This is a genomic window from Sphingobium xenophagum, from assembly GCF_031457465.1.
Lineage (GTDB): Bacteria > Pseudomonadota > Alphaproteobacteria > Sphingomonadales > Sphingomonadaceae > Sphingobium > Sphingobium xenophagum_A.
The window spans coordinates 23,961-50,890 of sequence record NZ_JAVDWV010000020.1; the positions used below are offsets into that span (position 1 = coordinate 23,961).

Sequence of the window (26,930 nt, forward strand, 5' to 3'; positions counted from 1 at the left end):
CTATGAAACGAAGGGCTGCCCTGCAAAGCCAGGAACAGGGCAGCCGACGCCGTTCAACCGTTCAGACGATCCTTGATCGCCTTGGCGGGCGTGAATGTCAGCTTCTTCGAAGCTTTGATCGCGATGGTTTCGCCGGTGGCCGGATTACGGCCCTCGCGCGCCGCTGTGTCCTTCACCTTGAACTTGCCGAAGCCGTTCAGGGAAATCTCATCGCCTTTGGCCGCGGCGTCGGCGATCGCGCCGAATAGGGCGTCGACGAGTTTGCTTGCATCCGCCTTGGTCAGTCCATGATCGGCGGTGAGCGCTTCAGCCAGCTCGGAATTGTTCATAAACTTCCTCCTGAAATTATGCAGCTGCCGTGTCTAGCGTCACGGCATCGTGCCGTCACGCGTCAAAACGGCGCAAACGAAAGGAGAGGGGGAAGGGACCGGATGCGCGGTTCGATGTGCGGGCCGCAGCTTTTGCGGAGTTTGTTGCATGACCAAGCCATCCATCCTCGTCCCGGCAACCCATCTCACCAAGTCGCCCGTCAATGTGCGCAAGCGGACCGATCCGCGCGCTGACGCGGAACTCGAAGCCAGCATCGCGGGACATGGCCTCATCCAGAATCTCGTCGGGGTGCCGGTGTCCCGCAAAAAGGGTCATTATCGGATCACGGCCGGTGGCCGACGTCTCGATGCAATCCATCGCTTGATCGAGAAGGGGACGCTGCCGCCCGATCATGAGGTGCCCGTCCTTATTCTCGCCAACACGAAAGACGGCCGTGAAATCAGCCTCGCTGAAAACTATGATCGGCTTCAGATGTCGCCTGCCGAAGACTGTCTGGCATTTCGCGATCTGATCGAGGTTGAGCGGCGCAGCACAGCGGAAATCGCCAAGCGCTTCGGCATCGAGGAGCGTTTCGTAATCGGGCGTCTGCGTCTTGCTAACCTCGCCCAGCCGATCTTCGAGGCGCTTGAAGCCGATGAAATCACCCTCGATATCGCCAAGGCCTACGCGACCACTGCCGACACCGGTCGCCAGACTGCGGTCTGGGAAGCGTTGCGCAACAGCTATTCGCGCGACAACGTCAATGAAATCCGACGGGCGCTCAATGGCTACAGCTACCGGGCGAACGATCCCAAAGCCCTGCTCGTCGGGCGGGATGCCTATATCGCGGCTGGCGGCCGTGTTGAGGACGCGGATCTGTTTTCCACCGCTGGCGACGAGCGCTGGATCGACACCCATATCCTCGATGAACTGGCCGAGACGAAACTCACCGCTCAGGCCGAGGCGATCCGCGAGCGTGAGGGCCTGGGAGAGGTTCGCGTCGTCGCCGGTGGTCATATTCCCTATATGGAAACCTATGCGCTGCGACCACTGACGGGCGTTGCCGAGCCGCTCACGGACGAGCAGGAAGCGCGCAAGCAGGAGATTGAGGATGAGATCGCGGATATCGAGCGCCTTGCCGAAGATGAGGATTATGAACCCCATGATGACGAGGAGCAGCGCTATGCCGCGCTTCAGGCAGAACTGACGAAGATCGTTGACCGCGCGCCAGTGTTTGACGCTGAACAGAAAGCGTCTGCGCTCGCCTATGTCGTGCTGGCTCCCGACGGTACTCCGCATGTCCATCACCAGCTTTATGTCGCGCCGGTTTCTAATGAGGCGAACTGCGAGGCCAACAATGAGGACGACGAGGGTGATGATGACGTCGGCGACGAAATGCAGGATAACAGCATCGTCGGCGACACTCGTCCGGCGATGAGCCAGCGCCTTCGCGAAATGCTGGCGATGATGAAGACAGAGCTCTTGGCCGTCCACGTCGCCAGCGATCCTGCGTTCGCGTTGAGTCTGGGCACCTTCATCATGGTCGACCGCGAATCCCGCCTGGGATCCTTTGACATCCCGAGCGATCTGCGGGCCTCCGCACCGTCCCGACTCCTCCCCGACTTTAAGCCGGCAACGGCTGCCGCCGGTGAATGGACGAAACTCGACGAGGCGCTCGATCGCAGCTGGCTCCAACATCAGACCGTTCCGGATCGCTATGAAGCCTTCTGCGCGCTTGCCGATGCAGCGCGCGCGGCCTGGCTGGGATGGGCGATAGCACGCACGCTTCACGCGGTTCCTGCAGGACGCCGCGAGGCAGGCTTCCTCGATCATCTGGGGCGCAAGATGGGTATCGATGTCGCAGCCTGGTGGCGGCCGACGGCGCTGACCTATTTCGACAAGCTGACCAAGCCCGGCATCCTCGCTTTGTTCGAGGAGATCGGCGGACTGGAACTTCGCATGCGCTATTCCGGCTCGAAGAAGCACGATCTGGCCGCTTCGGCCGAGCGGCTATTTGGTGGCGACGTCATTATCGAGCCCGAGATCCAGCAACGGGCGCTCGCCTGGCTGCCTGATGAAATGCGGTTTGCCGCGCCGGGAAACCGCGCCGCGTCGACCTCGTCCGACCATAGCGGGAACGACCTTGCGGACGGGGTGAACGAGGAAGGTAACAGCGCGGGCGACGAAAGCTTCGCGCAAGCTGCCTGAATGCGACCCTGGGGCCGGAAATTCATTCCCGGCCCCAGGGCTTGCGCCTTGAATGAGACCAGACAATGGTAAGAGTTGCGATCAATCTACAGAGTCAGGGATAACTCCCATGCATATTTCCGCATCTGATGCGAAAGGCCGATTAACTGACCCAGTACCGACCGATCCAGCCGGCCGCCGCGCATTGCAGGAAAAGGTGCGCTTGGCCGCCAGAGCCAAAGCGACGACTGGCCCGAAGGCGGCGCATAGCCAGGATTTCCTCTATGGTGATGACGGCATGCCTGAAACGTAGCGGACGGCGCAACGTGAAACACAGGCGCGTCGGCTTGTCGCAGGTTTTGGCGTCGAGATCGTCGTGGGGACTGCTTCGCCGATGAGATCGCAAAGAAGTGGAGTTGCCCGTTGCCGTTCGTCGGAGACGACTTTAGCCGGACAGATGTCGATCGTCCGTTGCCTTCAGCGAGGTGAGGCAGGCCGCTTGCCGTTTGCAGGGGCGCAGAGAAACGTCGAACTGACGGCCGATCAGTTCCCTCCGCTTTAGGCCGTCGTTTAATTCAGGCCGCAGCATTTCTTGTACTTGGCGCCTGACCACAGGGGCATGGATCGTTACGCCCGGTCTTTTGGCGCTTGATGACGGCCGGTCGATCAGGGTCATTTTCAACCCGCCACTGGTGCAGCATCTCGACCCAGATCGGGATCAAGTCGGGTGCTTCTTTATCCCATCGGTCTTCCGCAGTTAGAGAGAGCGTCTTTGTGCCATCGGCGAACGCGCGCAGCTCGCGGATGCCCTCGATCGCGGCGCGGCAACCGGCATCATCGTCGTCGAGGATACGCTGCCATCCCGACGGTGCAAAATCCATCGCCTGCCCAAAACCTTCGATCCACAACTCCCATAATGTCTCGTCCGACCGTGTGTCGATCTCCAGCACCGGTTCGAAGCTGCCCGGTTGGTCCAGGCAGGCCAGGACGACATGATAGTGGTGCATGACGAGATCGGTGAAATGTTGCAGACCGCCCAATTCGCTAAACTCCAGCATGCCCGTGCCGTCATCACCAGCCCAGATCTTCTTCAGCCATTGGCTGGGGGCAAGCAGATCGGGGCTGACCAGGATGGCGGTGAGGAAGCCGTCCAGTTGCGACAGCAGCATGCAATCCTCGCCCTGGTCAAGCAGCAGCCGGTCGAGTTCGTCGAGATAGTCGAGTGGAATAGCCATACCCGTCCATAGCTCCGCGCCGATCCCTCGTCACCGGTTCTGATCTGTCGCCCAGAAAATCCAGGGCACGAAATGAAGGAGAGCGGGAAGGAGCCGGGCGGATTGTCCTGTTCTCGCATGAGGTGCCCATGACCTTGCCCCAACTGCCGTTTCGCAGTCCCAGGATGTGCCAAGCGTCTGTTCGAAGTTTTCGACAAGGGATTGGTTGGCATGCCATCCGTTCACGTCTCCACTGACATCGAATCAGGACTGGGCGTTGTCCTGTCCGCCTCCCTTAACCGGGATGAAGAGCCGACATCCGATCTAACCTATGAACATGTGGTGGTCGACCTGACCCTCGTGTAGCGCCGCGACCCTCGAAATTTCCATAAACCCGCCTGAAGCAAACCGAGGCGGATCGCTAACATCATAGCGAACGCGGATCTGCCTCCCTTGCTGAGGCCCGCGCAATCCCAACCCTACAATCCAGCCCGTGCCCATTGCACGCAGCTGCGTGGAGTCACGTCCATGGTACAGTTCCAAATCCTGTCCTCCTATTCGGCTGCCGATTGGCGGCCGGTAACGATCGAATTCAATTATGCTCCGCACGGCGACCAGCAATATTTGTGGTCCAGCTTTGAAGATGCTGAAGCTGCCCGGCAAAGGCTTATCGAGCGTGCACCTGATGTGGGGTTCCGTGTAGCGCTTGTCGGCGCGGAGATCGGCGACCTTGATTGGCAGATCCGTGAGAAGCTCCGCTTTGCCGACGGCACCTATTTGCCCACGCCCTGGCACGATGAACACTGGTATCAAGCCAGGCATGACGAGCATTTTTGCCATATCTCCACGGAGCAGTCGGGCAAGATTGCGTTTACCGAAAATGCCGCAAAAGGGGCAATGGATCGCCAACTGGTGATGTCGCCGGGTCGCTACCTCAACCGCTTCTTCTGCGAGCGTTTGGACAACAACGCGATCGAAGGCTGGTGCGCCAGATTGTCCGTCCAATTACAGGAGGACACGCTCAAGGTAACCCAGGACGCAGACGAGATCGAAGACGTCTATGTCGGCGGCCCCAGCAGCTGCATGGCACATACGGCGTGCGGCTTTGATAGCTCATGTCATCCGACACGCGTTTATGCCGGGCCGGACACAGCTCTCGCTTATATTGGATCGCGCGAGGACGCCAAAGCCCGCAGCGTCATTTGGCCAAGCCGTAAAATCTACACCAGAATCTATGGAGATGTCTCCCGTCTGAAGCTATTGCTTGAGGGTGCTGGCTACACCGAAGGCAGCCTGAACGGCGCTCGCATCCGACGCATCGAGGATGATGACCATTTTGTCGTTCCGTATATCGACGCAGGTGGCGACCTTGCCGATGATGGCGAATATCTCGTTATCGGCCACGGTAGTGTCTCCTGTGAGAGTACGACCGGGCTGGCAAACGACCCTTGGTATTGTCCGCATTGCGACAGTGACGGCAGTCCCTATGATTCGGTATATCTTAGTGGCGGTGGATATGAGGAATGGTGCTACAGTTGCTTCCACAACCACAGCACCTTCTGTGAGCATAACGAGTGCCACTATAGCGACGACGAAAACTTCATCACTATCTATGCGGACGGCAGTTCGCATAGCATAATTGAAGAAGATGCAGTGGCGTTCGGCGCCGTCTATCTCGAAGATCGCTGCCAATGGTGGATCAGCCGTTGCTGCCGCCAATGCGATGGCTCCGGCGGTTGGTTCCAAGTGGAGGACCTCACCGAATATCATGGCGAATGGCTGTCCGACGATCATCTTCCCGAGCCGCTTGACGATGACAACTCCTCTTGCGCCAATGCGCATATCCTTGCTTACCGCCAGTTCCACGATGAAATGGCGGCGATCCATGCGGACGTCGCCAAGTGGCAGGCCGCTGGCGAGCGCGCTCGAGGCGCAAGGCTAGAGCGTGAACGAGACGAGGCAGCGCGCCATCGTCGCGAAGCGCTCCTGCACGATGTCGATAAGCCGCACGATGGTTCGTGCTCGCAGGGCGAGAGCCACCCGTCGCCTCGCATTCCCGGGAATAGCTGTCCCACCATCGCGATGACAGCGCCCCTCTACTGCGCCGCCGCTTCCCAAGCAGGAGCCTGATCCCATGACCTGTCATCATGTTGCAGGCCGAACCGGCCTGCTCGAAATCCTGTCGTGGGCACGTCCTCATGACAGCACCATCGAACGCGCCTTCTGCCGGGAATATCTCGATCGGGTCCCCGGTATGACTGCCGACGCCTTTGGCAACCGGATACTCACCATCGGGGACAGACCTCGCGTGATGTGGAGTTGCCATGTGGATACCGTCGCAGCACGCGGCGGGCAGCAGGTCGTGGGCATCGACGAACTCGGCATTGCCGGTTTGTGTAATGGCAAGGCCGGCATGTCGCTCGGCGCCGACGACGGGGCCGGTATATGGATCATGCTCAACATGATCGCGACAGGTCGCCCCGGCCTTTACCTGTTCCATCGCGGCGAAGAGCAAGGGTGCCTGGGATCCCGCTGGATCCAGCGCAATACGCCGGATCTGCTGCAGGGTATCGAAGCTGCAATCGCCTTCGACCGCGCTGGCCTTGGCGACGTCATCACCCATCAAAGCTACGGGCGGACATGTTCTGACACCTTTGCGTTTAGCCTGGCGAATGCCCTCAACGGCCTCAACCCAGGCTTCCGATACAGGCCTGACGATACAGGTGTTTATACCGACACCAACGAATATGCAGGTATTGTCTCCGAGTGTACTAACCTGTCGGTAGGCTATCATGGTCAGCATGGGCCGAGAGAAACGCTCGACGTCGACCATTGCGAGAAGCTGCTCGCCGCGATGCTGGAACTGAATGCTTCCCAGTTGGTGATCGAGCGCGATCCCTCGATACAGGAAGACGTTCGTTGGGGATGGCACGAAAGCTATCGCCAACACCCGGGCGACTTCGCGGACGCGGTGGCGGAGAATCCACAGTTGGCCGTTCGGATGCTGGAGGAGTGCGGCGTCACTCTGGACGATTTCCGGATAATCGCCTGGGAAGCAGAGATGGAAGATGACCCAGGCTATCGCCCGCTCATGGTATCATGATGTTCGACGTAGGCTGGCGGAACATCCCCAGTAACCCGATCATCACATCCTGCGCGACCCGATCATGCCCTTCCCCTGATAAGACGCTGCTTGATCCGCGAACAGACGAGGCACGGCTTGTTATACCGCGCCTCGTCCAAGACATCATTCCGTCAGCGCTGGTGCCGCTACCGCTACCTTATTAGCGCCTTTGTCCGGCTTGACCGCAGATGCTCGCTGCTTTGCACCTCTCGGCTTCGCGGATGCTGCAGCCTTTGATGTTGCGGCTTTTCCAGCCATCCTTTTCTCGTTGACTGGTTTGGCAGGCTTGGGCGTTGCGGGATCTGCTACTGCCAGTTCTGCTGGCGCTTCCATGGCTGCAGTCGGGGCCTTCGCAGCGCGCTGCGCCGTTTTTACGCCCAGTTTCTTCCTGGCTGGCTTTATGGGCGCCGCCTGCACGGGCACAGTCGCAGGTTCCGGCTTTGGCTCGGATGAAATGATCTTGGACTCATCGCTGGGTTTGATAGCGGGAGCCTTGCCACGACCACGTTTGGGCTTTTCTGGGCTGGAAGGTGCCGGCGCCGCTTCGACAACCGGTGCCGCCTCTACAACTGGCGATGCTTCATCCAGCGGTGCCGCAGCCTCCGTTTTCGCGCCGACCCTGCGTCCAAGTCCGAGCTTTTGGGCGACGATGCGCCGCTGTTCCGAATAAGCAGGCGCGACCATGGGATAATCCTTGGGAAGATTATAGCGCTCACGATATTCGGCCGGTGTCAGACCATTGACCGCCAGATGCCGCTTGAGGGTTTTGTATGGTTTGCCATCAAGCATGCTGATGATGTGCTCGCGTGAGCCAAGGCTCTTGCGGACCGAGACAGCAGGAACATGATCGGGCGCTACTGGCGGGGCCTCCACCTGAGCCTTTCGTTCCAATGCGCCGCGTGTCGCTTCAATGATCCCGGCAATCTCGCCGGCTGGAACCTGATTGTTGGAAAAATAGGCGCTCAGTAACTGCACCGTCATTGCGGTGAAATCAGACTGCTCAGTATCGGCCACAAGAGAACTCCCGGTAGAGGAATGAAGGGAAGATGCCGGATATCACCGGATGAGAATTGCAGCAGCTAAACGGGAATATGCTGCATTTGCAAGCCGGGAATGAAGGGCGTTCATCCGCACCGCGAAAGGAGAGGGGGAAGAGCAAAGGGGAGAACGACCGGTGTCTTGTATCAAGGAAAGGCGTGCCATAGCCGACCGCGTATCCGCACACATCATGATCGGCGGAATAATTCCCCGTTCGCAATATCCTGATTTCGTCCAAGCAATCGTCCACGATAATCCTGCCATCGATTGGGACGGCACGCCATTCGATCCCACATATCTTCCCGCAACCGGCCCTCTCACGCTCATGGATCATGAAGTGGCCAATGGATGCTTCGAGAAAATCGAAGAAAGCTGCCGACGTCTTGGTTTGCATTATGTCCGATGGTCAGACGGATTTGGCGGAACCTTCCCCTCTGTCCGCGGCATTTACCGGGGCCATGGCGAACCGCAAAACTTTCTCACGACGCAGGATGACCAGCGGATGTTTTCGATCGAGCGCATCCGGCAACTGGGAAGCATCGCGGCAATCGAGGCGGAATATAGGCTGGCGCGTATGAACCCGCCGCCGCTGGTGCTGGTCGATAAAGAGCCGACCGATGAAGCAATGACAGAGACAGTCCATGGCTGACCATTGTGTTCAAGGATCCTTCGCGTTCACCTGCACGGCGCGTGAAAGCGCGCTGATCGAGGAGGCATGGCAGCACGCGTCCGATCTGCTGGCTGACCTTGCTCCAGGCGAACCGAGCGCCGAATTTCTCGCTGCATTCATGCCGAACGATCTCGCCAATCCGTTCAACGGCCTGCTTGAGATTTTCGATGATCCCGACTTCCCGGATTTCGGGGCCGAGATCGAGATTGCAGGAGCTGCCGAGCGCACCGTCGCCATCTATGGCACGACTGACTTCCAGCCAGGTCCGATTGCAGAACTCATCAGGCGCTGTTGCCAGGAGAGCTTGAAAGTAGCGCCTATCGGGTTCGTCTGGAGCTATGGCTGTTCGCGCCCACGCCGCGACAGCTTTGGTGGAGGATGGTGCGCGATATTCGCCGATCATGTTGAATTCGCTAGCACCCAGGAAGAGTTGGCGCGCCGGTTGGTTCGATATGCTGTGACGCCGCCGGTGGAACCGCCCGATCCATGGATCGACTATCCAGAATATCCCTCGGCAGATTGGCAGGCCGAGGTTGCCAATGGCGACACGCGTCTCGGCTATCTCGACTGGGCTCTTGCCCTAACTGAGGCCGACTACCGCGAGTGTTGTTCCATGAAAGTGCCGTCGGCCTGACGCACTCCACCCCCCAAATTTGATCGAGCCATAAGGATGACATCATGACCGACGCTAACGCGCCGGGCGCGTCCGCGCGCCTCTATAGCCAAACCGAGTATGATGAACGCGGCAATTTTCATTATGAGGGCGATATCTATCGCGCCGGTGAAGCGTTGCCATCGCTCGCGTCCCGGATCGAACGCCATCTGACACAGCATTTTACCGGACCCGCCTTCGCGATCCGCACAGAGAAATTTGCCGGAGGGCGCAAAGTCATTGTGGAGATACTAGATTCCCCTGCCGACCTGACCGGCCGTGATGCGCAAAACGCCTTCATCGTCGAGGTGCGCGATCAAATGGAGCGGTTCGGGTTTACCCGGACCAATCCGCTGCAGGATTTCTGGTCATGCAGTTTCTACGGCGAGGTCCGCATCGGCCAGGCCTATTGGTCGGCATTGGCAAAACGTCGGGGTATCCGCAATCCCGTTGACCCAGTCATATCGTTGGCGGCGTTCAAGAAGCGCATCAAAGCGGGTGATCGGTTGAAGCTGATCGACGCGCCCGCCGGTCATCGTCTTCTCGGGACGACCCGCGAAATCACGCAAGTGCGCTCCGGCGACCTTATCCTAGAAGGTCGTTCCTACCTGTCCTTTCCCCGGGCATCCTCCTTTGCCTGCGATGGTCGCTTTGTCCGGATCGCCATCGGTTCGGAATATGGTCCCGACGATCATCTTCTCTACGAATGGCAAAAAGCTTCCTGAGCACGACCTCACCATCCGCTGAAACGCCGATCGGCCGCAAACAGCGCTTCAGAGGAAAATCCGTCGCCATCGGCCACCCGGCACCGTTCATCTCACAATCAAGCGTGGAGGCCTGCGTGCACCAGCCGCATATCAAGGCCATGGCGGCGCTGTTGCGCCGTAGCCAGCCGCGCCATGATCTTTATGCCGTCTTCGGTGACTGCATGGAGGCTATGGCGATCGCTATGGCCAACAGTGTCGATGTGCATCAACGCGAACCGCGTGAGGTTCGTTATCTAGATATCGTTGGGCGCTATCGGCCGGATGTTATCGATCTGTTTCCGCAAATATTGGGCGAACTGGTGCAGGCGCTCGAGGTTGGGCTTGGTGACGTGTTGGGCGCCCTGTTTCACGAGCTTGACCTTCACAGCAAGGCGCGGGGGCAATATTTCACACCCTATGCGCTCAGTCGCTACATGGCGCAGGCCACGCTGGGGAATCGCGAAAATGTGGAAGCGATGATCGCGCAGCATGGCTTCGTGACCGCCATGGAGCCCGCATGCGGCGCGGGATCTATGGTGATCGCGCTTGCCGAGGCCATGCGCGATATCGGGCATAACTATCAGCGGCACCTTCATGTGACAGCGATCGATATCGATCCGCGTGCGATCCACATGGCCTATATCCAGTTCTCATTGCTTCATATTCCAGCCCATCTCATGGTCGGAAACGCCTTGTCGGGCGAGATACAGGACCATTGGTTCACCCCAGCGCATATATTGGAGGGATGGACCGCTCGGCTCGCCCTTTGCCAACGTCGTGAACCCGTGGCTGAGGCCGCTCAACGCGCGACCATCGCGACCGGCCCGACTTCACAATCGCAAGTCGCCGTTCCGCCATCGCACGAACCAGGGGTATCGCAGCGATCCATGCCGCGACAGTTGAGCCTCTTTTGATCTCCCACATCTCACATCATAGGAGATTGGCATGTCCCATCATGTCCATATCGACGCATTGAGCCGGATACCGTCCGGCACGACAATTATAACTTTGGCCATCTGCGGACCACGCGGCGGCATGCGTGCGGTCGAGGATATTTCGATCGATGAAGCCGAGAAAATGATGGCGCGGCTTCAGGCCGCCGTCGCTGCCGCCAAAGCCGAGACAGCCATCGACCCGGTCGATTGCTGCATGCAGGATGTTATCGACCGGCTCGGCGATCCGGCTCTCGCGCTTGATCCTTCGTTTCGTTCATGGTGTGCCGGAAATCATAGCTTGCTCAGCCCCCGACAGGCCGCTGAACGCTGGTGCTGCTGGCGCGTCGCTTGAGCGATGATGGCGGTCGGGATCATAATTGGTTTGCCGGGCGCGCGCGAGCCGTCAGTACAGGATGAGGCCCGTCCCTGGGATGAGCTGATCCAGAAAATCAAAATCGCGCCGGTTGCCGGTCAGCAGGTCACAGCCAGTCGCAGCCGCCTGTAAAAAAAGCAGGGCGTCGTTCAGCAGAGCGATCGAATGCGGTTGGCCGGAAAGCCTCGTAACCATGCCTGTCAGCATCCCTGCCTCTCCGAACATGCGAGAGGAAGGGGCGCTCAGGCGATGCTCCGGGATATCGTCGATCGTACGCCCCAGCGTTTTGAGCACCGAGGCCGTGCGTTTGTCGGCCGGATCGAGCGCACCCATCAGATGGGTCATCTCGGCAAGCGCGACGCTGGAGTGATTGACGATCCGGTTTTCCAGCAAGGAGTCTACTTCAACCGACGTCTTGCCCTGAAGCACATCGATATAGACGCAGGTGTCGAGCAGAAGCTCCCGGCCTATGACCGGTGCCTTGTGAACGAGCGGCAGTTCTTCTTCGGGTCGCCGTGCCAGATTTGCTGCAGATCGCTGCGGCCTGATCCTGCGCAACGAGGCCTTGCGATCAAATCCCAAGCACAATATCCGCCGGGATCGCACCCTTCCGGCTCACAAGCCTGGCGCCGAAGTCATCTTCGAGCGCCACTTTGGCGAGCGCATATTCGACGAGATCGGTGGTCGAGGCGATGCCGCTGCGCATCTTGGCGCGATCGATGAGTTCACGCGGCACGCGCGCGCCGACAGCGCTGTTCGTTCCCGACAATAAGCCCGCCGCCTTCGCAGCGGCCACGACCGCTCCATGTCGCTGGGACAGATGATCTTCGTGCTTCGTGGCCATCACTGACTCCTTTCGTTCAACATATACACTATTTTGTAAAACGCGCAAGCCACAGGCGACGCCGTTGCCGCCTGTCCTGGCGTTGTAAAACCATGATCGCGTGACGCGAGAAAGGGAAGAGTGGGGTGGGGATGTGACAGGGGCCTTGAAGCGCCTGTCGCTATATATCTCAAGGAGACGATTTCCATGGCGACTCTTGCCCCCATGACCGACAGTCCCCGGCTCAAGGCTCCCTATCGGATCGATGTCTCGCGCGGACACTCGCGCGGACATATGAGCAGCCGCGTATCCTCCGAGTGGTTCTCACGTCCCGACGACGAGAAATATCTCTCGCTCACCAGCCTTTATGACGCCGTGCGCAGTCGCGCGGACCGGGCGACCACGCGCATCGTTGAAAGTCGGTCGATCCGGGTTGAGGCTAAAAGCGACAATCCAGAGCGATTGATGCTCATGGCGCCGGGCGATGATCGTCCGCTTGCGCCGACCAACTGGTCCTTCGGCCAGGTGGCAAGTCTGGTCGGAGCGCCAGCCTCCTATCTGCGCCAGCTTCCAGCCGCGCTTGCCGGCATCAATCTCCAGCATGGGCTGATCAACCACCGGGGCGAGCAGGTCAAACTGCTCCAGACCGAGAATGGCCGCACCGAATTGCGGGCTGCTACCGGGTCGGAATATGGCAGGATCTTCGACTGGGAACTGGTGCAGGCGGTGATGGCCTTTGCCGGAGATGGCGTCGGCGACACAAGGTGGAAGGTGCCTGGAACCATCGATTGGGGCAGCATGACCTATAACCCCTATGTCGATATCACCCGAGAGACGACCACACTCTACGCATCGGACCGGGACATTTTCGTGTTCCTCGTGGACGATACGTACCCCATTGAGGCGGGCAAGCTGCCTAACGGCGATCCCGACCTCTATTTTCGCGGCTTCTACGCTTGGAACAGCGAGGTTGGCTCGAAGACCCTCGGGATCGCGACCTTTTACCTGCGCGGCGTATGCGCCAACCGCTGTCTGTGGGGTGTCGAAAATTTTGAGGAGGTCAATATCCGCCACTCGAAATTCGCCGCCGCCCGTTTTGCCCATCAGGCCGCGCCGGCGCTTGAGCATTTCGCAAACTCATCGCCCTCGCATTTCATCTCTGGCATCAAGGCCGCCCGCGAGCGGATCGTTGCGCGCAAGGAGGAAGACCGCGAACCCTTCCTGCGTAAGCGCGGCTTTTCTAAGGCCGAGACAGCAAAGATCATCCAGACCGTGTTGGCAGAAGAAGGCCGTCCGCCTGAGTCCATCTATGATTTCGTCCAGGGCATAACAGCGCTGGCGCGGGCGAAGCCGCATCAGGACTGCCGCCTCGACCTGGAGAACAAGGCCAGAAAGCTGCTCGAACAGGCGCTTTGAGGCCCGACGCCGCCGCTCTCATGCCTTCTCCACCTCCCTCCTCGCCATCCCGGTCATTCGCCGGGGTGGCCATCGTCATGAAAGGATGTCGCCATGCGCGCCCAATCGTCCCTTCCCCTGCCGCAATTTGTCGTCGACATCGCCTTCTTCAGCGGCGGCGAATACTATGCCACCGAGACCTATACCATTCCCGCCTCAACCTGGTTCGCTGCGGAGCAACAGGCGCTGCAGATGTCGGTGAACAGCGTCTATGACGATGCGCGCATTCCCGACCTCAGCCGAACCGCCACCGTCCGTATCGTCTGATGCACTCCTGCGATCATTCCCAATGACAGCCCTTGCGGGCTGGAATCCTCAGATGTGTGCGCCAGTCCAGCCGCTGCCCGAACTGCGAGCGTTCTGTCTCCTCCCGCCGGAGCCATATCCATGACCCGTTACACGCTATCCCATCTCGAAACCGCCGCTTGTCTTTGGGAAGCCGTCCTCGAACTGCGCGATCGCCCTGTGACAAATCACGATGCAAGCAGCCGGGCGCTCGCTCTGGGCAAATGCGTCGATACTCTAGGCACTGCGGCGCTTCGCCTTGTCGTGGTAGGCTGGGTCGATGCGGTGGAGGCGGCATGGCGCGCGGTCGAAGGCGAATATCCGTTGTCGTTCGACTGGGATTTTGTGCCCCGCTGGATTGCCGACACGATCGACTGGTCGGACCCTCGCCATCCGGTTATCCGCGGAAAGCCACCCGGCGCCAACGCCCCAGTCACTTCGACTCCGCCCATAGGAGATGACGCGGCCTCCGGCCGTGACGGCCATCTCGCGCTTCTCGCGCGGGCGCGCGCTGCCCTGGTAGCGCCCGATACCTTCGATCCACCGGCACGTTACGCCCTGATCAATGCTATCCGCGCCAGCGAAGACGCGATCGCCGCTTGCCCATTGCCATGGCCGATAGAGGTCCACACGGCGGTCATTGAACATCGGCATGGAATGAACATCTACGTCGCGGCCGATGAAATGGTTCTCGACGCGGAAATCGGCGCTTATTGCCGTGAATATTGGAGCGAGATTGATGACTCCCGCGACCCGAATGCGCTGTCCGACGCCAAGGTGACATCAAGCTATTTCGAATGTCATCCATCGGAAAGCTGCACGAAGGATCGCGTGCGCCTCTCCCCAGTCGCCCACCCGTCTCCCCTTGCTGCCGGATCGATCGAGCAGGGGCGCTATTGTGTACTATCGACCGCCCATCTGACGGTCCATACCGCCTCATGCCTCGATAAATGGGCGTCCTGGCCGCCCAGTGATCGACCGATCGACATCGCAGCTTCGGTCTATGGCTGGTTCGTGCCGACGCGCGCCATCGATGACGACCGCCGGGCGCAATTGCCGCAGGACCTGCTGCGGCTCATAGCCTTCGGTCGCGCGCGCAGCTTTCAGTTCCTGCTCTTCGACTGTGACGGCAGTGACGTCGACGGACTGCCGCTCCACCATTGGTGAGTGGATTTCCATACTGGCCACCCCGGCTTGCTCTTAATTATCCGAATTTCCCCGCGACCTGATTCCAGAAGCCGATCTTGCGTCCATGCACTTTGCGAAGCTCGGCGAGCCAGTCCTCATGCGACACGATGTCGGCGTCGCCTGCGATACGGTTGGTCAAGGCCGTCGCCGCCGCGAAGTCCCGCGCGGCATAGGGGTAATATTTCGAGCTTGCCCGGTCGAGGACGCCGGCGACCAGCCGCCGATAGAGCAGGGTGGCCCCACCCGGGTCGGCTTGCGCTAATGCCTCAGCGGCGGGACGCAGAACGTCATAGGCCCGGGTTTCCAGATCTTCGAGCCTGTCCCTCGCCAATCTGCCGGCGCGCTTGAGATCGGGCCAGGCAACCAGGAACGCCAGCGCCGATGTCGCTCGATCATATGCCATGGCCTGATCGAGGGCTTGCCTCTCCGCAGCGACATCCTCGAAATCGGGCAAAGCCCTCAGCCAGTCGCGCAGCGCCTGCCCGTCGAGCCAGCGGTCGAAGATCGCCTTGCGCTGCGCCTGTACATCGTCCCTGCGGCCCAGCGCCTCAAAGGCCCGTAATCTGAGATCGGCAAGCTCGCGCTCGTTATGGCTGCGCTCAACCGGCGCGTCGATCCAGTCGAGGGCTTCGTCCGCACGGCCATGTGCGATCAATCGGGCGGCCACCTGCGCATTGAGCAGGGGATTGCGGCGATCGGGATCGACCGTTGCAATATAGGCGTCCACATCGCCGTCGAGATCGGCGAGTTTGGGTAGCAGCCAGCCGACCTTATAGTCGAACTGTCGCCGGTCATTTCCTGTCTTGGCCGCCTGCCGCTCAAGCAGCATCCCGCGCAAAGCTGCGCGGCCCTTCTGCCCCAAGGCTGGAGACGCCGCTTCCGGCAGGTCGTCGAAAACGCCATATCCGTCGCCCTCGACGAGCATGAGAATATCACCCGCCAGCAGCTCGACATCGGACGCATCCGCCTGGCACCACAGCTGGCCCAAATCCTCGCCGCCTTGGCGAAATATCTCGCCAAGCGAACCGCTGCTGTCGTCGGACCTTTCGAACACCGGATCGGCAAGGCTCAGGAACAGCCGCAAGCTATCGATCGCCTGGCTCAGCGAGTGGTCGGCTAGCGGCCCCATGATCGTTTCGCGCAACTGATCGAGTTCGCGCGCGAGTGCAGGCACCTTGTCCCATTCGACGAAGCTTCGCGAACGCCGGATGGTCTTCAGTCGCTTGTCGATTTCTTGCGCCAGCGCGCCGCCATCGTCCTTCGCCGCCAGCTCCATGCGGACGGCGCGGGCGAAGACGGCGTCACGCTCGGCCTGGGCGAGAACAAGCCGGGCAAGGCGAGCGGGTCCCAACGCCTCGATCGCTTCGGAGGTCAGTTTGCCCGAACCGCGATTGCCCTTTCCAGAGGTCGCCATCAGCCGTCCTGCCCTGATACCGACCCCGCCGTTCCCTGGAGCAGGGCAAGCAGCATGGCGTGCAGTGCCTCCTCGGCGCGTTCGCGCCGCGCCGGATCGGTGGCGGCGATATCCCGACGCATCCAGTCCGGCAGGCGCCGGAGCAAGGCAGTCAGTTGCGAATCCATATCCTGAGGCATTCCTCGTTCTTCGCAGCCGGGAACCGCTGCCGCAACAGCGGGTTGCACATGGGCCTCAACGGGCACCATGCCCTTTGACGATAAATGGAGGGGAGGAAGAGGGGAAGGGATGATGGGTTCCAGTCCGGAACCCAAGGAGACCGCCATGCCCCTTCCCGCAACGATCCATAGCGCCGTCATTCCGAACGCGATCCGCCGCGCTTCACGCCTTTTTTCAGGCGACAGCCGGGACTGCCTTCATGAGATGTTCCAGAATGCCAGGCGCGCCGACGCCACCTGCATCGCGATCGATCTGACCGAACAGGACGACCGATCCCTTCTGCACATCCGCGATGATGGCTGCGGCATCGACGATCCAGCCGCCCTGCTGATGTTGGGACATTCAGGCTGGGGCGATGACATCGCGCGCAGCGAAGACCCGGCCGGCATGGGCATGTTCAGCCTTGCCGGCCGCACGGTCGAAATCCAGTCCTTCTCCCCCTCTGCCGCCACGGCCTGGAAAGTCCAGATCCCCGCGCATGCATGGGACAGCGGCGCGCCGCTTGCCATCGGCCCGGCCAGGATTGGTTGGGGCACGCTGATCTCGATCGAAATGCCGCCCGACTGGAAGCAAGGCTTGTCTGCGACCGTCGCCGATGCAGCCCGTCACTATCCCTTGCCGGTCACTTTGAACGGGGCGCTGCTGCTCCGCGAAGACTTCCTCAAGGACGCCATGTTTGTCGAAAACGCCTGCGGCTGCCGTATCGGTGTCTATGATCGAGATCCTGATTGGCCAGGCTACCCGCGCATCAATTTCCACGGGCACCGTGTCAAATGCGCCTTGCCCACGGTTCGGGAAGAAATGGATAGTGGCCGTCTCTGGACGGTCCGCATGGACATCATCGATGCCCCGAAAATTCATCTGGTGCTGCCGGCACGCAAGGAAGTGATCGACAACGCGGCCTTGAAGGCGCTTCGCGACGCCGCCGAGCAGATCCTGTACAAGGCCATCGCGACCCGACCGGACCATCGGCTGCCCTTTTCCGCCTGGCAGCGGGCGTGCGAGCTGGGCGTCACGCTGCCGCAAGCGCGCTCAGGGCTGGCGATCTGGCGGCCGCAGACCGCTGACGACTGTCATGGGCGCAGCAGCCGCATGATCGCTCCTGAAGGCGCCATGCTGATCGTGCCGTCGCTGGAGCCCGATATCGCGCAGTCGCTTGCGCTGGCTCGGGGCAAACCGCCCATCGAGAATGTGCAACTCGTCGAGGCGGAAGACGCGCTGCAAGGCTACGCCTGGTATGACACGCTCCCGGTGATCAGGGATATTTCCCTGCGCATCGACAGGGAAGGTGCCGTGCATCGCTATGACGACGACATGTGCCTCCCCGCCGATTTTGCCTGCGGCCTGGTCGATCGGATCGTCATCGAGCTGACGGTTTGTGAATCCGGTGGCAAGGACGCGCCGCATAGCGTCCATTCCATCGAAATCCCGGCGTTCGTCTGCCGCAATGGCGGTTGGGATATCGAGGAGGCCATCATCCTGGCCACGCGCGATGGTGGTATCACCCCGGACAGACTGAGCCGCATCATCTATGCTACGCTCTTCTGTGCGGCTGATGATAGCGACTGCGACAGCTGGGACACCCAGTCGCGATCCTTCGAACGCGAGGCGCGGCAGCACGCTACGCATATCCTCCTTGGGGAGGACGCTGCCACCCTCGAAGCGATCAACATGAGCGCATGGGATAATCTGAGCTGGCTGATCCCGCTCGATCGCAAGATCGTCATTCACGCAGAACGCGGTGCCATCACAGTCGATTTTCTGCCGAATTGAAATGGCCCCTGAATTTGCTCGCCGCGCCTGTCGCCACTGTCCCAACCCAATCAAGGAGACCGGCCATGCGCCGCTTCCCCGTCTGCGCCTGTTCGACAGCGCATCTTCCCCGCGCCGAGCATGACACCATCGACCGACTGATCCAGCACGCGCCGCGAAGGAGCGGCCGGATCATCGTCGATCATCCGATCTTGGCCATCGAAGCGCACCAATATGGCTTCTGGGTCCATCTTGGCTTCATGGATGACTGGCCCGAGCGCCCCGATGGGCTTTCACCCGAATTCTGGGCTTTGCTGGCAGACGCCCGCAAGGCTGGAGCGAACTGGCTGAGCTTCGACGGTGATGAACCGCCTTCCGATCGGTTCCCGGTCTTCGCGGCCGTGCAGGGGGAGGCAACGGGCGACGCTGGGGAATCGGTCAATGCCGCAACCCCTACTGGGAAGATCACGATCCGCTGTTCTGCATGTGGCAGCGCCGAGGTGATGCGCGACGCCTGGGCGCGCTGGGACGATGATGCCCAGGACTGGGCGCTCGGCGCTGTGTTCGACGCAGCCTTTTGCGAGGTCTGTGAAAAGGACGCCACGCTGTCCGAGCAGCCACTCGGCGGATCGCAGCACACACATCCCTGATCGCCAGGCCCGCCAGCCACTTACCGTCTCAAGCCCTTTTCCTCGATCAGCATCGCCGGCCGCTCCCAAAGAGCCCGGGCGAAGGAGCATATCCCATGACGATCGCCAATCATGATTTCACCCGCGACACGAAAGTCCCGCTCGGGCGCTCATCGACCAGTCCGCTCGAACTGGATCTGGGCAAACTAATGGCGGGGCGCTGTCTGATCCAGGGATCTTCGGGCGCTGGTAAAAGCCAGACGCTGCGCCGGATCATCGAAGAAGCGTTCGACTATCTCACGACCATCATTATCGATCCTGAAGGCGAGTTCGCCAACCTGGCCGCCCATATCGGCGCCACTACGGTCATCGCGCGTGACTATGCCAATGATGGCCTTACCGCGCTCGCGCTTCGAACACGGCAGCACCGCATCGCCCTGCATCTCGACCTTACCGATCTGGAACCCGATCATCGCATCGAAAAGGCGGCGGCCTTCTTTGCAGGGCTGCTTTCGACGCCGCGCGAACATTGGGCTCACACCGTGCTGGTGTGCATCGATGAGGCGCATCTGCTCGCGCCACATATGGCAGCCTCGGCCCGCGACGCGGAAACCCGCCGTCTGGGGGTCGCCACCTTGACGGATATGTGCGCTCGCGGCCGCAAGCGCGGCATTGGCACGATCATCGCGACCCAGCGCCTCGCCAAGCTCGCCAGTTCGGTGGTCTCCGAACTGCATAATCATCTGATTGGCCTTAACGTCTTCGATCGCGATGTTGCGCGCGCTGCCGACCTTCTCGGGTTCGGCAGCGATCAGGCTGCGTTGCTGCGCCAGCTTCCGCCTGGCGAGTTCTTCGCCTTCGGCCCGGCGCTTGCGGCGACGCCGGTGCTGGCGAAGATCGATCCCACGATCACCCCCCATATCGGGCGCACGCCTGATCTCGTTCCTGCCGCCGATCTCGATGCGGACGAGAGCCGGACCCTGCTCGATCTTGACACCCTGCGCGAGGTCGCGCCGACCAGAGGGAACCAGGTAGCCATGCGAGGCCAGCGTGCGCTCGACGCTTTCCTCCTCGATCCGGCCGCCCCCGCTGCAGCCCGTATTGTCGGCGCGTTGGGCAACATAGCGCCCAACGCCACCACGGCTGACGATCTCGCGCGTCACCTCGCATTGCCGGCGAACGATATCGATGCCGGGCTCGACCTGCTCGCCGCGATCGGTGCGTCCGACACCATGCCACGCGGCGATACGCGGATTGCGCGGCTGTCGGCCCGGTTGCGCCTGCGTGTCGTCGATACGCCCGTTATCGGCCTGGTCTGAAGGAAGAACGCCATGACCCAGACAAGCTTCGATCTTGACGCTGATATCGTCGAGCTCACGCCGTTCATTCCTGAACGGGACATTGGCGCAACGACACCACTTGTCGAACTCGCCTTCCGTGCCGACGCATGGCTCCCCGATGAAATACAGCGCCTGCGCGCAGCCTTCGCCGACGACTGCACGATCGATGAGATCGCGATATTGCTTGGCCGGTCCCGTGCGGGCGTGGCCACCCGCATCCATGATCTTGGCCTGCGCCGGAACTCGCGGCGATCCTGGATCGCATGGGAAGATGAGGAACTGGCGCGCTGCTACGCGCAGGAACCAACCGCGACGCTGGCGGCGCGTCTCGGCCGGGGTGTGAGCGCCCTCTATGCCCGTGCGCAATTGCTCGGTCTCTCAGAACCCGGATCGCCGCCCTATAGCGGTTGGGAAGATACACAGCTTCGCGCCGGGTACGACAAGGGTGTTCCCGTCGCCCAGATTGCCAGCCTCATCGGCCGTCCCTTCGCTGGCGTCATCTCCCGCGCTTCGGCGCTGGGGCTGCGCCATGCCTGCCAGCCGGACGACTGGAGCGACGCGGAAATGGCCCGCGCACTCGCACTCGCGGCCACAGGCGCGCCCTATGTCGCCATTGCCAGGGCGCTGGCGTCTGAAGGTTTTCCGGCCCGGAACAGTCGCAGCCTTGGCCAACGCCTTCGCAAACTGGGTTACGGCAGGAGTTGGGGCAGGCCCTGGATCATCGAAGAAGACGAGCTCCTGCGCTACGCCTATACCAGTGGCGCGAGCCTTACGCCCCTGCGGGAGCGGCTCGGCCGCAGCCCGCATTCCATCCGCTGGCGTGCAGAGGCGCTTGGCTTGCGCGGCACGCATGTCCGCCGCGACGGGTTTCGGCAGGGACCTGTCTGGACGGCCGGGGAAGAGGCCCGGTTGCGAGCGGATTATGGCAAGGTCCCGACACGGAACATTGCCCAGGACCTTGGGCGGGGCGTGCGCGCCGTCCTCTATCATGCCAATCGTCTGGGGCTGGTGCATGGCTTCATGCGCGCGTTCAGTGCGGAAGAGGATTGCGCCATCCGCAATGCCTGGACCCATGGCGTCTCGATGGTCGATGTCGCCCAGGCGCTTGGCCGCGATCCCGCCGTCATCGGTAAGCATGCCGCGCGTATCGGTTGCCGGTTCAACGATCCGGCCAGGCCGTCCCGAGGCCCCAGGACCCGGCGGGCAAATCGCACACCCGTCACGCTCCAAAGTCTTCTTGCGCTTAACGCGGCTGCGGCGGTCGATGCCGACCGTTCAATCGCTGCCTGAACCTGTTCCAGCATGGAGGCCATGATGCCCTCGTTCGATCTGCCCGCCCGGTTGTCACCCTGCCGGCGCCGCTTATGCTCATTCGATCACGCCTATAAAATCGCCCTCAATCTTCGGCGGGACACGGGTATCCCGCATTATGTCATTCGCGGGATCGTGCCCCTTCAGGCCTATCGGGTAACGACAAGGCCGCCGGTGTGGCCGGACCGCTGGCTGGCGATGGCCGCATGAGCGCGGGCAAGCGTGCGCCCGTCGTCGCGGCATGGGGGGCAGGCACCAACTCGACCGCCATGATCATCGAACTTGTCCGTCGAGGCGAAATCCCTGACATGACCTTATTGGCGGCAATGCCCGAGCAGCCCCACACCCGACGGCTCATCCCGGACTTCCGTCAATGGATGGACGATCATGGCGTTCCCAACGAGATCGTCGAATATCAGGCCCGGTTCTTCAAGCATTGGCCGCCTTACACCTCACTTCTCGATGCCTGTTTGACGAATGGCACATTGCCCTCGATTGCATTCGGGCAGCATAGCTGCTCGGCGCGTCATAAAATTTCGCCACAGGACAAATGGGTCAAGGCCTGGCCTCCGGCACAGCATGCCTGGGCCAATGGCCAGAAAGTCGTTCGGCTGATCGGTTACGACTGCTCGGCCCGGGACAATCAGCGTTACGCCCACCGCGTAGGGCATAGCTCGGACCTCTATGAATACCGATACCCGCTTCGGGATTGGGGCTTCACGCGTGAAGATTGCGAGCGTGTGATAGCCTAGCAGGGTTTGCCGGCCTTTCATAAAAGCTCCTGCTTCTTTTGTACCGCCATGCAGGTGTCGGAGGTGCGCGCGCTGCCGCGCGAGGAATTGCGCCTTATCGTGCTGCTCGAATCCCGCGCGGCGCCCCGCCTGCGCACGATAGAGGGACTATGGCGCAAATCGACCCGAAAGCGGCCGGGATCGATGACGGCCTTCATCCGCGCCGAGGGATTGCTCGATGGCACCGAGATCGACGAGATCATGGCGGATGCTCCGCTCGATCTTGTCGAGTTCCAGCGTGCAGCGGCAGCTGTCCCGATCGAGCAACGTTCCCACATCAACACGTGGATAGAACGCTTCAATGCCGGGCGGACCTGCGCTTCACGGCCTGACAAGGATTGAGATGGCCACGCCCGAATAGGGTGATGTCCTGGGATTTCCCCTTATGTCGCATACCCGCCATCACCAGGCCTGCCGCCACTACGGAGTTTGCCTGGCAAGACCATGTGGTTGGGCCGCGGGGCGTGATCCATGCTTCATCGGCACATAGGAGCCATGCGCTTGCTGTCGGTCCCGCAAGCGTCGCCAATGTGATCTATGTCCTGGCGTTTCCCCCGGCGGTCCGCGGCCATCAACTGATGGCGCGCGATACTGGAAATGCACCGGTTGGTGCCGGTCATCGCAATTCTGCCGGCTCTGGATGTAGGAACCGCCCGGCCTCGCCTTGCGCACCGCTACCGCTACTCCCCCGACCGTAGCGCCCGCGCGGCTATCGCCGCGCCTCCAACCTCGCGCCTCATCCACCCTCGCTGCCCCCGGCGGCCCTGCATTCGCGGCCCGTCTTGCCGGGGGGGTGCGCAGAATTGTGCGCCGGTCGCAGCGCGGCGGGTGGGGTGGAGGGGCGAGCGTCGCGCGGGAGGCATGGGGAGCGCTGTTCCTTCGACGGGCGGCGCGGGGGGCAAGGGTGGGAAAGAGAGGAGAGAAGGGACGGGGAGGGTGTCGCCGGAAAATGGATTTCGAGCGACATTCGAAAGGTCAAGACGATGAACATCGGTGAAATCTTCAATCAGAACGGCCGCCTGACGGGCTCGATCGCCACCCGCACGATCGATCTCCCGCGCATCGGGCTGCGTAAGGTCATGAGCGAGAATGAAAAGGCTCCGGTCTATGAGGTCCTTGCGCTCAACGTCGCGCGTCGCTGGGTTCAGGTCGGCGCTTTGTGGGAAGCCGCCTCCAAGCGCACCGGCGAGGTTTTCCTTGCCGGCAATATCGACGACCCCAGCCTGCCCGAGCCGCTGCCGATCGCGCTCTTCCCGGCCGATCATGGCGGCTACATGGTCGCATGGCGGCGCGACACCATGCGCTCCGACTTCGGAGGTGGCATGGGGACCAGCCGCACCAACTATGACGACCGCGGCGCGCGCGATCAGGGCGGCTTCGGCGACAGCACCGCAGGGGCTGACGGCGAGCTGGCCGGTGCGGGCGCGCCGTTCGGCGAGGAGGGTCCGTTCTGATCACCCGTTGATCGGAACCCGTTCCGGGCCGGGGAGGCGTCAGGCTTCCCCGGCCCTTTTCCTTTCTTCGCATGAGGAGACAGTCCATGCCGCTTCCTTCTTTTCATGACATCGCGCCGCTGTCCGATCTCTCGGCGCTCTGCGCCGCGATCATGGCCAGTCCCGCTATCCGGGACCTGCTGGCACCCCAAAACACGCTTGCGGTTCGCTCGCCGGAGATCCTTGGCGGCGTTACATGCGGCGAAATCATCGCTGCTATTTATGACCTGCTCGAAGGCACACCCTTTGCGCCCCATGCGGCGCAAATCGTCGATGCCGTCCTGACGCGCTCGACCGCTTTCGCCCGCGCACCGAGCATGCACTGATCCGACATAATGGGGCGGGACGCCGTTGCGCGTTCGCGCCCCTTTTTCTTTTCCATGATGAGGAGAAGTCCAATGACCCACGACCATTCGCGGCGTATCAGCCACTTCGCAGACCTGCCTGCGCTGTTTGCGCAGATGACGGCGACACCGGAATTCAAGCGCGCCTTTGGCGATCCCATCCCGCTTTCGATCATTGCGCCGGGCGAGGCTCCGGGCGAGCATGACATGCCCGAACCGCTCCATGCGCAGGCCGACTGTGCCGGCGTGATCGCCACCATATTCGATCTTTTGACCGATACCCGCCTCGACGCGCTCGCGCCCGAGATCGCATGGGGCATGGTCAACAGTTTCCATTTCGTCGCGGGCAAGCTTGAGCGACAGGAAGATATGCTGGTCCATGAGCTGCGCGACATGATCCGGCGCACGGAGCCTTCCGAGGTGTTCAATAGCGAACTGGAGGAGAAACAGCTCCTGTGCCAGTCGCTGACCGAACAGCGCGAGGCGGTCGAGTGTATGCGCGATTATGCCGCCGAAACTTTCCGTGTGCTGTCGGGTCGCCCCTGGTCGCCGGCGCGCGGATCACGCGTATCGAAGGCCGCCACCGCCACACAGGTGTCGATACAGGATTTCCTGCGCGCCCGGGAACTGGCCGAACGCGAGCGGTACCGCCCCCGTGGACCGATCGTCGTCGCCTCGGGCCATGCCGAATGGCATGACTGGCAGCTGCTCTGGGACAGGCTCGACACGATCCTTGAACGCATCCCGCATATGACGCTGGTGACGACCGCGCAGCGCAAGGGCTTTGACGCGATCGTGGCGTCGTGGGCGGGCAATCGCGACGTCCAGTTGGTGACCTTTTCGTTGACGGGGTCAGGGCGCGGAGCGCCCTTTGCCCGCAACCGTAAGCTGGTGGATCTGAAACCCGTCGAAGCCTTGCTGGGTGAGGGATCGGGTATTCAGGCCAATCTTTATCAGGCCCTGCGCAAGGCCGGCGTTCCGATCCATGCCTTCCGCAAGGCCGATCAGGTTCCGGTCGAAAAGGTCACTCCGCCCCTGCGCAGCCGACGTCGCCGTGCCGCCTGACATTACATCGTTTGCATTCCGTTCGGGGACAGCACTACGCGTGTTGTCCCCTTTTTCATGGAACAGCTGCTGACCCTGGCAATGAGGGCAAGCGTTGCCAGCCTCCCCCCCCGATGTCAGCGCCTGGAGGCACCCATTTGCGAATCAGGGGCATCGAGCCCCAGATTCGCAACGCCTCTTCTCTCTCTCAAGAATTCCAAGGGTGGCACGGGACCGCGTCGGCCTCAAGGACGACGGGGCCCCACCATTTTTTTTGGGGCGGGTCAGGCATTGCGTCCAGCCTTCACCCTTGTGGCCGCCCCAAAAAATCGTGACCCCCATCGCCGGCTGCGCCGGTCGCGTTCCGCGATCCTTGACCCCGCCGCTCGGAGCCCGTGCCCAAGGGGGAACCTCTTTCGCTTCAAAAGGAGGTTCTCATGACGAAGATCAACCACGCCGACCGCACGCCTTCCGACATTGCTACATTCATCACGCAGGAGACAGTGGCCACCACCGACGATTTCCACGCTGCCTTCGCGTCCGATCTCGAAGGCATCCGCATTGGCCGAGGCGGTGAGGAGATGGCGACCGACATGCCCGATCCAAGGGAAGCCCAGCTCGCCGTCGAACTGATCGTCACGACACTTTTCGATGTCCTGCGGGACACGCGGTTGGAACCCGCCGCGCAACGCCTGGCATGGGGTATCGTCAACAGCTTCCATCACGTCGCCGACCAATGGGAGGGCCAAGCCGACAAGGCGACACGGCAAGTTCAGGACCTGCTGCGTCGCGCCGATGGCAGCGAAATCCACAGCGTCGAACTCGAGCAGGCACGCGACGAACTTGAATATCTCGACGAAGCTACCGATGCGCTGCGGTGCATGCGCGACCACGCCGCCGACGTCTTCCACACCGAAACCGGGCGGCCATGGTCCGCACCCAGAGGATCGCTGGTGTCGAGCAAGCGCACCGCGTCGGTTATTGCCGCCACTGATTTCCTCGCCGCCCGTCGCCAGCGCAGAACCGACGCGCACAACCCGCAAGGGCCCATCGTGATCTTCTCAGGAGGAGCGGAATGCTGGTTTGACGACCGTCTCATCTGGGGCAAGCTCGATGAAGCCAAATCCCGAAATCCGATGATGGTGCTGGCGACGACTGCGCAGGACAAGGGATGCGACGCCATGGCGGCCGCGTGGGCGGCATCGCGCAAGGTGACGCTCATAACATTCCGGCTCAGCGCAAAGCTTGGCAAGCGGGCGGGGTTTGTCCGCAACGAGCAGATGGTCGGATTACGTCCCGTTGAAGCGCTGGTTTGCGAAGGATCGGGATTGCAATCGCACCTTGCGCGACTGGTCAGGGAGAAGCGTATCCCGGCGCGGTTTGTCAGGCTCAGCGATCAGGAATGGGAGGCGCAATGACGCCCCGAGAGGATCGGTCCGGTTTACCGGGCCGATCCTCATTTCTTTTTTCGAGCGCAGCACTCGCCCCCGCTCAGGGACCCGCAAGCGGGCCCGTCGCAGGCGCGATGCGGAACCGCCAGCGCGGTCCCGGCCTCCTGCGCGCGGCTTCGCCGTGCTCGTCGCAGGGACACCCT

The 26,930-nt window shown here is 61.5% G+C and carries 30 protein-coding genes; 23 read left to right on the forward strand and 7 right to left on the reverse strand.

The window, feature by feature from the left end; all coding sequences use genetic code 11:
* Positions 1–53: 53 nt before the first annotated feature.
* A complete protein-coding gene (locus J2W40_RS17850; protein WP_409050402.1) occupies positions 54–329 on the reverse strand; it encodes an HU family DNA-binding protein in 276 nt (91 codons plus the stop codon).
* Between the two features lie 148 nt (positions 330–477).
* Here J2W40_RS17850 and J2W40_RS17855 point away from each other — a divergent pair, with 148 nt between their 5' ends.
* A complete protein-coding gene (locus J2W40_RS17855) occupies positions 478–2,517 on the forward strand; it encodes a ParB/RepB/Spo0J family partition protein (protein ID WP_310227314.1) in 2,040 nt (679 codons plus the stop codon).
* 109 nt (positions 2,518–2,626) lie between these two features.
* Positions 2,627–2,809 carry a hypothetical protein gene (locus J2W40_RS17860; protein WP_310227315.1) on the forward strand — a complete coding sequence of 61 codons (183 nt, stop codon included), beginning with the start codon at positions 2,627–2,629 and terminating at the stop codon, positions 2,807–2,809.
* Between the two features lie 262 nt (positions 2,810–3,071).
* Here the strand turns inward: J2W40_RS17860 and J2W40_RS17865 are convergent, their stop codons facing one another.
* Positions 3,072–3,731, reverse strand: coding sequence for a YecA/YgfB family protein (locus tag J2W40_RS17865; protein WP_310227316.1), 660 nt, complete (start codon positions 3,729–3,731; stop codon positions 3,072–3,074).
* Positions 3,732–3,941: 210 nt separating this feature from the next.
* Here J2W40_RS17865 and J2W40_RS17870 point away from each other — a divergent pair, with 210 nt between their 5' ends.
* The 3 genes from J2W40_RS17870 (at position 3,942) to J2W40_RS17880 (ending at position 6,813) form a co-directional block, all read left to right on the forward strand.
* Positions 3,942–4,076 carry a hypothetical protein gene (locus J2W40_RS17870; protein ID WP_310227317.1) on the forward strand — a complete coding sequence of 45 codons (135 nt, stop codon included), beginning with the start codon at positions 3,942–3,944 and terminating at the stop codon, positions 4,074–4,076.
* Between the two features lie 162 nt (positions 4,077–4,238).
* On the forward strand, positions 4,239–5,840 hold the full coding sequence (locus J2W40_RS17875) for a hypothetical protein (RefSeq protein ID WP_310227318.1): 1,602 nt from the start codon (positions 4,239–4,241) through the stop codon (positions 5,838–5,840).
* A 4-nt stretch (positions 5,841–5,844) separates the two neighbouring features.
* Positions 5,845–6,813, forward strand: coding sequence for a M28 family peptidase (locus tag J2W40_RS17880; RefSeq protein ID WP_310227319.1), 969 nt, complete (start codon positions 5,845–5,847; stop codon positions 6,811–6,813).
* A 144-nt stretch (positions 6,814–6,957) separates the two neighbouring features.
* On the opposite strand, the gene J2W40_RS17885 is transcribed toward J2W40_RS17880, so the two are convergent.
* Positions 6,958–7,848, reverse strand: coding sequence for a Ros/MucR family transcriptional regulator (locus J2W40_RS17885; RefSeq protein WP_310227320.1), 891 nt, complete (start codon positions 7,846–7,848; stop codon positions 6,958–6,960).
* A gap of 214 nt (positions 7,849–8,062) precedes the next feature.
* Between J2W40_RS17885 and J2W40_RS17890 the strand changes: the two genes are divergently transcribed.
* The 5 genes from J2W40_RS17890 (at position 8,063) to J2W40_RS17910 (ending at position 11,227) form a co-directional block, all read left to right on the forward strand.
* A complete protein-coding gene (locus J2W40_RS17890) occupies positions 8,063–8,521 on the forward strand; it encodes a hypothetical protein (RefSeq protein WP_310227321.1) in 459 nt (152 codons plus the stop codon).
* Positions 8,514–9,176, forward strand: a complete 663-nt coding sequence (locus J2W40_RS17895; RefSeq protein ID WP_310227322.1) for a hypothetical protein — start codon at positions 8,514–8,516, stop codon at positions 9,174–9,176. Before J2W40_RS17890 ends, J2W40_RS17895 begins: the two co-directional genes overlap by 8 nt.
* Before the next feature lie 44 nt (positions 9,177–9,220).
* Complete coding sequence (locus J2W40_RS17900; protein ID WP_310227323.1) at positions 9,221–9,919, forward strand: hypothetical protein; 699 nt, start codon at positions 9,221–9,223, stop codon at positions 9,917–9,919.
* 116 nt (positions 9,920–10,035) lie between these two features.
* Positions 10,036–10,854, forward strand: a complete 819-nt coding sequence (locus tag J2W40_RS17905; protein WP_310227324.1) for an N-6 DNA methylase — start codon at positions 10,036–10,038, stop codon at positions 10,852–10,854.
* 31 nt (positions 10,855–10,885) lie between these two features.
* On the forward strand, positions 10,886–11,227 hold the full coding sequence (locus J2W40_RS17910; protein ID WP_310227325.1) for a hypothetical protein: 342 nt from the start codon (positions 10,886–10,888) through the stop codon (positions 11,225–11,227).
* Positions 11,228–11,278: 51 nt separating this feature from the next.
* On the opposite strand, the gene J2W40_RS17915 is transcribed toward J2W40_RS17910, so the two are convergent.
* Together J2W40_RS17915 and J2W40_RS17920 are read right to left on the reverse strand one after the other, a co-directional pair.
* Entirely contained in the window at positions 11,279–11,830 is a 552-nt protein-coding gene (locus J2W40_RS17915; RefSeq protein WP_310227326.1) for a type II toxin-antitoxin system VapC family toxin, read from the reverse strand.
* Positions 11,820–12,092, reverse strand: a complete 273-nt coding sequence (locus tag J2W40_RS17920) for a hypothetical protein (protein WP_069064000.1) — start codon at positions 12,090–12,092, stop codon at positions 11,820–11,822. Before J2W40_RS17920 ends, J2W40_RS17915 begins: the two co-directional genes overlap by 11 nt.
* A 186-nt stretch (positions 12,093–12,278) precedes the next feature.
* On the opposite strand from J2W40_RS17920, the gene J2W40_RS17925 reads away from it, so the two are divergent.
* From J2W40_RS17925 to J2W40_RS17935, 3 genes are all read left to right on the forward strand, one after another.
* Positions 12,279–13,487 carry a DUF932 domain-containing protein gene (locus tag J2W40_RS17925; RefSeq protein WP_310227327.1) on the forward strand — a complete coding sequence of 403 codons (1,209 nt, stop codon included), beginning with the start codon at positions 12,279–12,281 and terminating at the stop codon, positions 13,485–13,487.
* Positions 13,488–13,580: 93 nt separating this feature from the next.
* Positions 13,581–13,793, forward strand: coding sequence for a hypothetical protein (locus J2W40_RS17930; RefSeq protein WP_310227328.1), 213 nt, complete (start codon positions 13,581–13,583; stop codon positions 13,791–13,793).
* Between the two features lie 120 nt (positions 13,794–13,913).
* Positions 13,914–14,978, forward strand: coding sequence for a DUF5983 family protein (locus J2W40_RS17935; RefSeq protein WP_310227329.1), 1,065 nt, complete (start codon positions 13,914–13,916; stop codon positions 14,976–14,978).
* A gap of 37 nt (positions 14,979–15,015) precedes the next feature.
* On the opposite strand, the gene J2W40_RS17940 is transcribed toward J2W40_RS17935, so the two are convergent.
* Both J2W40_RS17940 and J2W40_RS17945 read right to left on the reverse strand, forming a co-directional pair.
* A complete protein-coding gene (locus J2W40_RS17940) occupies positions 15,016–16,413 on the reverse strand; it encodes a DUF6880 family protein (RefSeq protein WP_310227330.1) in 1,398 nt (465 codons plus the stop codon).
* Positions 16,413–16,580, reverse strand: a complete 168-nt coding sequence (locus J2W40_RS17945; protein ID WP_310227331.1) for a hypothetical protein — start codon at positions 16,578–16,580, stop codon at positions 16,413–16,415. Before J2W40_RS17945 ends, J2W40_RS17940 begins: the two co-directional genes overlap by 1 nt.
* A 157-nt stretch (positions 16,581–16,737) precedes the next feature.
* Here J2W40_RS17945 and J2W40_RS17950 point away from each other — a divergent pair, with 157 nt between their 5' ends.
* The 10 genes from J2W40_RS17950 to J2W40_RS17995 all read left to right on the forward strand — a co-directional run bounded on the left by J2W40_RS17950 (position 16,738) and on the right by J2W40_RS17995 (position 26,754).
* Positions 16,738–18,405, forward strand: coding sequence for a sensor histidine kinase (locus tag J2W40_RS17950; RefSeq protein WP_310227332.1), 1,668 nt, complete (start codon positions 16,738–16,740; stop codon positions 18,403–18,405).
* 65 nt (positions 18,406–18,470) lie between these two features.
* Positions 18,471–19,034, forward strand: coding sequence for a DUF5983 family protein (locus J2W40_RS17955; protein ID WP_310227333.1), 564 nt, complete (start codon positions 18,471–18,473; stop codon positions 19,032–19,034).
* A gap of 95 nt (positions 19,035–19,129) precedes the next feature.
* Positions 19,130–20,332, forward strand: a complete 1,203-nt coding sequence (locus J2W40_RS17960; protein WP_310227334.1) for an ATP-binding protein — start codon at positions 19,130–19,132, stop codon at positions 20,330–20,332.
* A 12-nt stretch (positions 20,333–20,344) separates the two neighbouring features.
* Positions 20,345–21,643: a hypothetical protein gene (locus J2W40_RS17965; RefSeq protein ID WP_310227335.1), complete on the forward strand. Its 1,299-nt coding sequence runs from the start codon at positions 20,345–20,347 to the stop codon at positions 21,641–21,643.
* A 227-nt stretch (positions 21,644–21,870) separates the two neighbouring features.
* The gene (locus J2W40_RS17970; RefSeq protein ID WP_310227336.1) at positions 21,871–22,416 is read left to right on the forward strand and encodes a hypothetical protein; all 546 of its coding nucleotides are present in this window, start codon (positions 21,871–21,873) and stop codon (positions 22,414–22,416) included.
* Positions 22,417–22,464: 48 nt separating this feature from the next.
* Positions 22,465–22,797 (forward strand): hypothetical protein, encoded by a 333-nt coding sequence (locus J2W40_RS17975; RefSeq protein ID WP_310227337.1) that lies wholly within the window; start codon positions 22,465–22,467, stop codon positions 22,795–22,797.
* 641 nt (positions 22,798–23,438) lie between these two features.
* On the forward strand, positions 23,439–23,909 hold the full coding sequence (locus J2W40_RS17980) for a DUF736 domain-containing protein (RefSeq protein ID WP_069063991.1): 471 nt from the start codon (positions 23,439–23,441) through the stop codon (positions 23,907–23,909).
* Between the two features lie 86 nt (positions 23,910–23,995).
* Positions 23,996–24,274, forward strand: a complete 279-nt coding sequence (locus J2W40_RS17985; RefSeq protein ID WP_310227338.1) for a hypothetical protein — start codon at positions 23,996–23,998, stop codon at positions 24,272–24,274.
* Between the two features lie 72 nt (positions 24,275–24,346).
* Positions 24,347–25,357: a DUF2493 domain-containing protein gene (locus J2W40_RS17990; protein WP_310227339.1), complete on the forward strand. Its 1,011-nt coding sequence runs from the start codon at positions 24,347–24,349 to the stop codon at positions 25,355–25,357.
* Between the two features lie 416 nt (positions 25,358–25,773).
* Entirely contained in the window at positions 25,774–26,754 is a 981-nt protein-coding gene (locus tag J2W40_RS17995; protein ID WP_310227340.1) for an SLOG family protein, read from the forward strand.
* Positions 26,755–26,930 lie beyond the last annotated feature (176 nt).